This is a genomic window from Brevundimonas sp. (assembly GCF_036659295.1).
Lineage (GTDB): Bacteria > Pseudomonadota > Alphaproteobacteria > Caulobacterales > Caulobacteraceae > Brevundimonas.
The window spans coordinates 1-8,625 of sequence record NZ_JAVXCU010000091.1 but is presented as its reverse complement, the minus strand read 5'-3'; the positions used below and the strand labels follow the sequence as shown (position 1 = coordinate 8,625).

The 8,625-nt window shown below is 60.8% G+C and carries 6 protein-coding genes and 2 pseudogenes; 1 reads left to right on the top strand and 7 read right to left on the bottom strand.

Annotated features, from left to right (window positions below; genetic code table 11):
- The 4 genes and pseudogenes from RSB01_RS12355 to dapA form a co-directional block, all read right to left on the bottom strand.
- Positions 1-327: pseudogene (locus RSB01_RS12355) on the bottom strand (PCRF domain-containing protein); the annotation flags it as partial.
- A 108-nt stretch (positions 328-435) separates the two neighbouring features.
- Positions 436-2,862, bottom strand: a complete 2,427-nt coding sequence (locus tag RSB01_RS12350) for a penicillin-binding protein 1A (RefSeq protein ID WP_332625566.1) — start codon at positions 2,860-2,862, stop codon at positions 436-438.
- A gap of 78 nt (positions 2,863-2,940) precedes the next feature.
- The gene (smpB, locus tag RSB01_RS12345; RefSeq protein WP_332591478.1) at positions 2,941-3,411 is read right to left on the bottom strand and encodes an SsrA-binding protein SmpB; all 471 of its coding nucleotides are present in this window, start codon (positions 3,409-3,411) and stop codon (positions 2,941-2,943) included.
- On the bottom strand, positions 3,411-4,295 hold the full coding sequence (gene dapA / locus RSB01_RS12340; protein ID WP_332591477.1) for a 4-hydroxy-tetrahydrodipicolinate synthase: 885 nt from the start codon (positions 4,293-4,295) through the stop codon (positions 3,411-3,413). The genes smpB and dapA overlap by 1 nt, the downstream gene beginning before the upstream one ends.
- Before the next feature lie 120 nt (positions 4,296-4,415).
- Between dapA and RSB01_RS12335 the strand changes: the two genes are divergently transcribed.
- Complete coding sequence (locus tag RSB01_RS12335; protein ID WP_332625565.1) at positions 4,416-6,446, top strand: lytic transglycosylase domain-containing protein; 2,031 nt, start codon at positions 4,416-4,418, stop codon at positions 6,444-6,446.
- 1 nt (position 6,447) lies between these two features.
- Here the strand turns inward: RSB01_RS12335 and RSB01_RS12330 are convergent, their stop codons facing one another.
- From RSB01_RS12330 to RSB01_RS12320, 3 genes and pseudogenes are all read right to left on the bottom strand, one after another.
- Positions 6,448-7,200 (bottom strand): ABC transporter ATP-binding protein, encoded by a 753-nt coding sequence (locus tag RSB01_RS12330; protein ID WP_332620449.1) that lies wholly within the window; start codon positions 7,198-7,200, stop codon positions 6,448-6,450.
- A complete protein-coding gene (locus tag RSB01_RS12325) occupies positions 7,197-8,186 on the bottom strand; it encodes an iron ABC transporter permease (protein WP_332591734.1) in 990 nt (329 codons plus the stop codon). The genes RSB01_RS12330 and RSB01_RS12325 overlap by 4 nt, the downstream gene beginning before the upstream one ends.
- Positions 8,183-8,625: pseudogene (locus RSB01_RS12320) on the bottom strand (ABC transporter substrate-binding protein); the annotation flags it as partial. The gene RSB01_RS12325 and the pseudogene RSB01_RS12320, both read right to left, overlap by 4 nt.

Below are 8,625 nucleotides of genomic sequence, written 5' to 3'. Positions count from 1 at the left end.
GCAGCCCGTTCCTTGATCGACTTCAAAAGCTCGCGGGCTTCGTCGAGGGCAGCTTCATCGCCTTCCTCGTCAGCCATTTCCGCCAGCATCAAACCATCTTCAAGATCACGTTCCATCTGTTTGACGGTGTTGATCTGTGCCTCTAGGCGCGAACGATCGCGGCTGACGGCCTGAGCTTGTTCGGGATTGTCCCACAGCGTCGGATCTTCGACACGGGCATTCAGCTCGTCGAGCTGTCTTAGAGCGACATCCCAGTCAAAGTCGCCTCCTGAGCAGAGCAACGCTCTGCTCGATGTCGGCCTTCATGGCCTCGACATCCAGTCTCATCGCAAACTCCTATGCGATAGCGGTATCCCCGCAGCCAGTGCTGCAGGATCGAAAGAGAACGCCGCACCTGTAAACCGGGTGCGCCGCGTTGAGGTGCTAACTACTGCCTCAGTACAATCCGCTCAAGTCGTCAGGGACTTCCTTGCGCGGCGGTGTGGCAGGCGTGTTGCCCGATTGCTGCGGAGCAGACGGTGCAGATGCGCCTGCCTTGGCTTCTTCTTCACGACGCAACACATCGTAATAGTTCTGCGGCCCTGTCGGTACGACGCGGACCGGATCGGCACGAACCTCCCGCTCGGTGCCCGGACGGAACGCCTCTTCGATACCGTTTACGGTTTTGAAGATTGCATTCTTGGGACGCACAAACGGACGGGCCGGACGCGACTGCAAGGCGGTTTCCATGAACTCGCCAAAGATCGGCACTGCCGTGGCAGCACCGGCTTCGCCGCCGCCCAGAGAGCGGTTATCGTCAAAGCCAACGAACACACCCACGACAACGTCGGCAGAATAACCGACGAACCATGCCGAGCGGTATTCATTCGTCGTGCCCGTCTTGCCCGCAATATGCGGACCCAGATTGCGAACGCGCACAGCTGTACCGCGTTGGACCACACCTTCCAGCATGGAAGTGATCTGATAGGCCGTGATCGGGTCGATCACCTGACGGCCACGGTCTTCCAGTCGCGGAGATTCCTGTCCCGAGAAGGAACGCGTGCATTCACGGCAGGTGCGTCGGTCTGCACGCTGGATGGTCTTGCCATAACGGTCCTGCACCACCTCAATCAGGTAAGGATCGACGCGACGCCCGCCATTGGCAAAGGCCGCATAGGCCGCCGTGATCTGGTAGGGCGTGGTTTCCCCTGCCCCCAGTGACATGGCGAGGTTGGCGTCCATATCATCGACCACGCCCATCTTCTTGGACAGGTCCACAATGTTGCGCATGCCCACAGCCTGCGCCAGACGCACTGTCATAACGTTACGCGACAGTTCCAGCCCGCGACGCAGGGTCTGTGGTCCATAATAGCGACGGCTATAGTTGGATGGCGTCCACGGCTTGCCACCCGCCCCGCCGGGGAAGCTGATCGGTGCATCCAGCACAATCGAAACCGGCGTAAAATCACCTTCAAGAGCGGCAGCATAGACAAACGGCTTATAGGCCGAGCCCGACTGGCGGCGAGCCTGCGTAGCACGGTTGAAGCTGGACAGTCCGTAGGAATATCCACCCACCATAGCCAGCACACGGCCCGACTGCGGCTCGATGGCAACCAGCGCACCATTCACAGCAGGTACCTGACGCAGACCGTACTGGCCGCCTTGCGCCTCTACGAAGATCAGATCGCCGCGTTTCAGTGGCTTGCGGCTGTTGTTCGACCAGGTCACGTCGCTGCCGATCAACGTACCGGCGCGGTTTTCCTTGGCGGTACGGATACGAACCGTATTGCCGCTAACACTTTCGACCGCAGCAGATTCCCATGTGCGACGCTCTGGCGGGGTCTGGCGGCGCAAGGCCTCGGCCTGCCAGCCATCAGAAAAATCTGTGTCGCCCCATGCCCCGCGCCAGCCATGGCGACGGTCATAGTTTTCCAGTCCGCGCATCAAGGCGACGCGAGCCGCTGATTGAAGCTCGGGATCAAGCGTCGTGCGCAGGTAATAGCCGCCACGATTAACTTCTTCGGTCCCGAACATGGCAACGGCACGACGGCGGGCTTCTTCGACAAAGAAGTCGGCATCGGCATATTCGGCGCGGCGCGGTGCCGCCCGGGCATTCAGCGGACGGGCCTGTGCGGCGTCGCGCTGTTCTGCGGTAATGAACCCAGCGTCCTTCATCTGGCCCAGAACCCAGTTCCGGCGCCCGATCGCAGCCTCGGTCCGGCGGCGCGGATGATAATTGGACGGCCCCTTGGGTAGAGCAGCCAGATAGGCGGCTTCCTCAAGCGACAACTGATCCAGCGACTTGCCGAAATAGTTATAGGCCGCAGCCGCGACACCATAGGAACGGTAACCGAGATAAATCTCGTTCACATATAGTTCCAGCAACTGTTCTTTGGTCAGAACCGTCTCGAGGCGGGTCGCAAGAATGGCTTCCTTGAGTTTGCGGTTCAGCTTGGTTTCGTCGTTCAGGAGTACGTTCTTGGCCACCTGCTGGGTGATGGTCGAGCCACCTTCCAGACGGTTGCCCGACAGCACATTGAACACGTTGCGGAACATGGCGCGGCCGACGCCGGAAACATCAATGCCGCCGTGGGAAAAGAAGCTGCTGTCCTCGGCGGCCAGAAACGCCTGCACGACCTGATCCGGCACCTGATTATAGGTCACATAGATCCGGCGCTGTTCCGAGAACTCGCCGATCAGGGTGCCGTCTCCGGCATAGACACGCGTCGCCGTCGCCGGACGATAGTTCGCCAGCTCCGACGTATCAGGCAGGTCGTGCAGCACATAGGCTGCATACACGGCCACAACGACACCTGCGGCAGCAACAGCACCCATCAAGGCCGTACCAGCCAGGACGAACCAGCGATTGGCTATTTTCACCATGCACTCCGCAACAGGTCACTCAGACCAAATTCTATCCTGCGCCGCGCACTCTCGCTAGGGCAGGCAGGATCAATTCACTCAGCCCTTGTCGCGCAAAAGCCGAGCCTTGTCGCGTTGCCAATCGCGCTCGGCGGTGGCTTCACGCTTGTCATGGTTCTTTTTGCCCTTGGCCAAAGCGATTTCAACCTTCGCCATACCTTTTTCGTTCAGATATAGGCGAACAGGCACAATCGTCCGGCCATCGCGCTGAACCGCCGAAATCATCTTGTCGATCTGGCGGCGGTGCAACAGCAGTTTACGATGGCGGCGCGGCTCGTGATTGAACCGGTTCGCCATCTTGTAGGGCGGAATGTCAGCATTGATCAGCACCAAATCACGCCCTTCAGGCGAGACATAGCTTTCGGCAATATTGGCCCGACCATCGCGCAGGGCCTTGATCTCGGTGCCCAGCAACTGGATTCCGGCCTCGATATGATCCTCGAGGAAATAGTCGTAACGCGCACGACGATTTTCCGCGATGGTCTTCTGTTTAGGCCCTTGGTCAGCCATTAAATAATCCCTGCTGCCAACATAGCGGCATCAATATGCGGACGGGCATCGTCACGCGTGGGGACCAACGGCAGGAGGACTTCCTCACCGCAATATCCCAGACGCGACAGTGCATATTTAGTGGGTGACGGCGAATTATCGAGGAACAAAGCCTTGTGCAGGTCAATCAGACGGGCCTGCCATTCGCGGGCCGTGACCAGATCACCGCTTTGAACAGCATTATGCAGCGCGACCATGGCTTCGGGAGCGACATTGGACGTCACCGAGATTACGCCCACGCCCCCTTGCGCCGCGTAACCAAGATAGCTGGGGTCATCGCCCGAAATCAGGTCGAAACTCTCGTCAAGATGGGCGTGCATCCAGCTGGCGCGTGACAGATCACCGGTCGCATCCTTGATGCCGACTATGTTCGGATGACTTGCCAGAGCGGCTACGGTTTCGTTGGCCAGATCCACACCGGTGCGACCCGGCACGTTATAAAGCAGGACCGGAATCTGCACGGCATTGGCGACGGCCTCGAAGTGGGCCTGAAGACCGGCTTGCGACGGGCGGTTATAATAGGGTGTCACCGACAGCACGCCGTCGGCACCGACCGTTTTGGCAAAACGGGTCAGTTCGATAGCCTTGTCGGTCGCCGAGGCCCCTGCCCCTGCGATCACCTTGATGCGACCAGCCGCCTGTTCGACGCACATTTCGACCACGCGTTTATGTTGGTCGAGGTGCAGAGTCGCGCTCTCGCCGGTCGTGCCCATGGGTACAACCCCGTGCACGCCTGCGGCAATTTGGCGTTCCAACAGTTTTTTAAACGCCACTTCGTCCACGTTTCCGTCACGAAGAGGTGTGATCAAGGCGGTGATCACGCCCTTGAACAAATGGGCGATCATAGAAAAACTAACCTGTGCGGAGCATGAGCGGATTGGCCGCTCGAAATTCTTGATGGGGCCAGAGGTTATTTCGCCTAGGGCTTCACCGCAACAAGTAGATGTATGAGGACGAAGAAGCTGATGATTGCGACGACACTCGCAGCCGCCCTGGCGGTCATGGCCCCCCCGACTCAAGACGTGCTTAACAGCGCCCCGGCGGCCTATAGCGCCCGTACTGCGGGCGATATCAGCAGTGCTGATATGTCTTTGGTCCAGCAGGGACTAGCCGCTGCCCGTGCCCGCGATGTGGTGGGCACCCAGTCCATTATGGCCTCTATCAGTGACCCGACAGCCCGTAAGCTCGTGGAATGGGCTTTGGTCGATACCTCGGACAAACAGCTGTCCTATGGCGAGCTTTTGCGTGCCGAGACCGATCTGAACGGATGGCCGCGCGCCGAATCACGTCGCAGCGCCGCCGAACGGGCCTTGCTGGCATCCGGTTCGGGCAGCGATGCTGTCCTTGCCTTCTTCGGACAGGCGCAACCAACCACCGTGCAAGGGGCCATCGCTCTCGTCTCGGCTCTGGAACAGGCCGGACGCCGCGATGAGGCGCAAACCCTGATTCGCAATTGGTGGCGCACCGAATCCTTTGATCTGGCCGAGCAGGACCTGATTCTGTCGCGCTGGTCGTCATGGCTGAACAGCGATGACCATTCCGCCCGCCTGACCACACTGCTCAGCGGCCCGCACGGTCCTGCAACCCGCGCCATGGTCAATATGGTGCCCACAGAACGACAGGCCGCCGCCAATGCGGCCATGTCCCTGCGAACTGCCTATGCACCCGATGCCATCGTTGCCGGACTGTCACCATCACAGGCAACCGACCCCAATGTTGTTCTGGAACGTGTGAAGCTGTTGCGCTCGGCCAATCGCCAGTCCGAGGCGTTTGGTCTGCTGCGCTATCTGCCCGCCGCGCCGAACCATTCGGACGGTCAAAGCGCCTTGTGGAGCGAGCGCCGCAACTACTTCCTCGATGCCCTGCGCATGGGGAATAATCAGGCCGCCTATGACGCCATGAACGGCCATAGCTTCCCGTCAGGCGAACGCAAGGTCGATGCCGAGTTCTTTGCCGGTTGGGTGGCCCTGACCAAGTTGAACGACCCGCAACGGGCCAGCGCCCATTTCGAGGTCCTGCGTAACACCTCGCAAACGCCGATTACACAGGGGCGCGCCCTCTACTGGCTGGGCCGTGCCGCCGAGGCCCAAGGCGATACCGCCACCGCACAACAATATTATGCCGCCGGTGCCCAGCACTGGCAGACCTTCTATGGACAACTCGCGGCCGAAAAGGCCGGTATGTCGACCCTGGTCCTGCCCGGCGAGCCGGACCCGACGCGCGAGGATCGCCAGCGGTTTGACGGCTATGAAGTGGTCAAGGCCACGCGCATTCTTGGCCAGATGGGCGAAAAGAACCTGATGCGGGTCTTTGCCTATCATCTGGACGACACCCTGCCCTTGCCCGTCGATCTGGCCATGCTGTTCGATCTGATGAAGCAGAATGGCGACCAGTTCGGTGCCATGATGGTGGGGCGTGCCGCCAGTGGTCGCGGCATCGTCATGCCAGAGCGCATGTACCCCACCCAACTGCCGCAACAAGTTGCAGGCATGGCTCCGAACGAATTCGCACTGGCGATTACGCGTCAGGAATCCAGCTTTGATCCTCTGGTCCGGTCGCATGCCGATGCACGCGGCATGATGCAGCTTCTGCCCGCAACCGCGCGCGGCGTGGCCCGTCGCATGGGCCGCTCGTTCAGCGACGACCAGTTGTGGGATGCGGAAACCAATATGACGCTGGGAAGCTATCATCTGGGCGAGTTACTAAACAATTTCGGCCAGTCACCGCTGCTGGCTGCTGTTGGATACAATGCCGGCCCTGCACGTCCGCCCCAATGGACCGCACGTTGCGGCGATCCACGTCAGGCGCAGGTTGATCCCATCGACTTCATCGAATGTGCGCCCTTCACCGAGACACGCAACTATATGATGCGGGTGATGGAAAACATGCAGATTTACCGTGCCCGTCTGAACGGAGGATCCGCTCCGTTGACACCATCGGCCGATCTGGCGCGTGGTACCCCGCCCTATGCGGGACCGCGCCCCTACCAGCCTTGATCTAAAGACGACGGGTCGCCAAAAGCGGCCCGTTTTCTGTTTCGATCCACTGTCCCGCAATGCGGAAGTGGTCGCGCAGTATCTCTGGCGTCAGTGCGTTCAGCGGCTTCGCATCGGCCACAATGCGCCCGTCTGCGACGACAACAACACGGTCGGCAAACTGGGCTGCTGCGCTAAGGTCATGCAGGCTGAGCATGACCGCCGAACCGCCTTCAGCCCGTTCTCGCAGTCGCTCCAGCACCAACAGTTCTGCGTCAGGATCCAGTCCGGCTACAGGCTCGTCCGCAATCAGCAAGGGCGCATCTGTCACCATGGCACGCGCCAGAAGCACTCGCGCCCGCTCGCCGCCCGACATATCCGCTACGCCGCGCATAGCCAGATGGCCGACACCGACCATGTCCAGTGCGCGTTGGGCACGCCCCATCACATCATCCTGCCCCAGATGAAGCCCGCCCAAGGCGGCGACCTCTATTGCAGGCACGTTCCAGGCAATCAGGCGATCCTGAGCCAGATAGGCCACAGCTTCCCCACGCTGGCGCGATGACAAAGTCTTCAGCTCGCGCCCGTGAATGGCGACATGCCCCGTCTTGGGCTTGTGCAAGCCAGCGGCCAGTTTGAGCAATGTCGATTTACCGGCCCCGTTGGGCCCGCATACGGCAACCATTTCGCCGCCTTCGACACTCAGCGATGCCTGTACCAGAACCGGCTTGCGCTCGATCTCGACACTGGCGTTCTGGATGGACAACAGGCTCACAACCGCCACTCCCGCGCCGCCCGCCACGCCATAACGGCAAACAGTGGTGCGCCGATCAGGGCTGTAAACACACCCAACTTCAGTTCCTGATCTGTCGGGATCAATCGCGTCGCCAAATCGGCCATCACCAGTATCAGCCCGCCCATTAGCGCCGACGGCAAAAGGATACGCCCCGGATCACCACGCACACTGGATCGCACCAGATGTGGTGCCGCCAAGCCGACAAAGCCGATCACACCGGCAACCGCTACGGCTGCACCCGATGCGACCGCCGCCGCTAGCAAGGCCCAGACCCGCAGTTGCGCCAAAGGAAGACCCGACGCCCGCGCCACATCCTCACCAAGTGTCAGCATCCGAAGACCAGAAAGGGCAAGGCGAGCAAAAAACGCCGAAATCCCTAGCGCTACAGCAACCCACGCAACGTCAAACCAGCTGCGATTGGCCACCGATCCCAATAGCCAGCTCATCACCTCGGCCGAGGCCACCGGCGATGGCGACAGGTTGAATATCAAAGCGGTTGCCGCCCCCGAGAAGCTGGACAAGGCAACGCCAAACAGGATCAGAGCTTCAGGGGCTTTCAAGCGCGCGCCCACCACAACCAGAAGACCGCCGGCAAGCGCGGCACCGACCAGAGCCGCCACTTCGACAGCTCCAGGGATAGCGGCAAAGCCTGCGATAATCGCCAAAGCCGCCGCACAGGCCGCCGTGCCTGAAACGCCGATCACACCCGGTTCCGCCAGAGGGTTACGCAGCAGACCCTGCATCACCGCCCCTGCCAGCCCCAATGCGGCCCCCACCAAAAGCGCACACAATGCGCGGGGCAAACGGATTTCCCACAACACCGCCGCCTCACCCGATGAGGGGTCGCTAAAGGCACGCCCATAGGCCGCCATATCCAGAACGGTTTCGCCAAAACTGACGGCAAACACGACAGCCAGAACCAGCGCCACGACCAGCGCAAAAATCAGAAACGGCGGGCGCATCATTGGCCGGCCTTCGCCAGAGTTTCGACAGCGTCGGCTGCAAACCAAGCTGGGCATGTCAGGGTTGCCGCCGGAAGATCGGCTACGGTTCGTTTTTGCATCAACTTCTTTAACACTGGATGCCGGCCTGTACCGCGCCAGTCGGCCATTCGCTGCTCGAAAAACCCGCGCACAAACAGCATGGGCGGCCTCAGCAGGGCCCGCTCCAGCCCCAGAGGCTGGTAACCCGTCGCGCGGGTTCCATTCCGGAACCCTGCGGCGCGCAGCACACTGTCGATCAGTGTTTCCGGTCCTGCGGTGAATCCGCTGGCCGTCAGATAGGTGGCGCTGTGCCCCTGTCCCGCCCCTTGTGATGCCTGCAGTTTCGCGTCCATCTGGCGGATAAGGTCATCGCCACGCGCCTCGGCACCCAAGGCCTGCGACACATTGCGGATATTCTGGC